We start from the raw sequence: 270 nt of genomic DNA, 5'->3' as shown, positions 1-270 counted from the left end.
CCCCAGAAGCGGTAGCCGTCGCGATTCACGAGCGTCGTCACGTCCTGTTCGTTGAGGTAGCCCGCATCCGTTGCCGGGTCTTGCAGATCCCACGAAACGTCAGCCGTGATGCCGGTCGCGCCATTCACCACGACGTTGGACAGCGTCTTGTGCCAGCCGGTGTCATTGTCGATTTTCGCGCGCAGGCCCATCGCGAACGCCACGGCCGGATATTCGACATCGGCGTTGGCCGTGTCATCCCATGCCGTGAAATTCGGCCAGATCACCATC

General features: G+C 61.9%; 1 protein-coding gene. It reads right to left on the bottom strand.

Annotation, left to right across the window (positions count from 1 at the left end; translation table 11 throughout):
- Positions 1-270, bottom strand: a 270-nt coding sequence (locus SB786_RS36395; RefSeq protein WP_410731603.1) for a phage tail sheath subtilisin-like domain-containing protein, incomplete at both ends; no start/stop codon positions are given.

The sequence above is a fragment of the Burkholderia sp. SIMBA_062 genome, from assembly GCF_046534765.1.
Classification (GTDB): Bacteria; Pseudomonadota; Gammaproteobacteria; order Burkholderiales; family Burkholderiaceae; genus Burkholderia; species Burkholderia ambifaria.
This window is presented reverse-complemented; position numbering and strand designations above follow the sequence as displayed.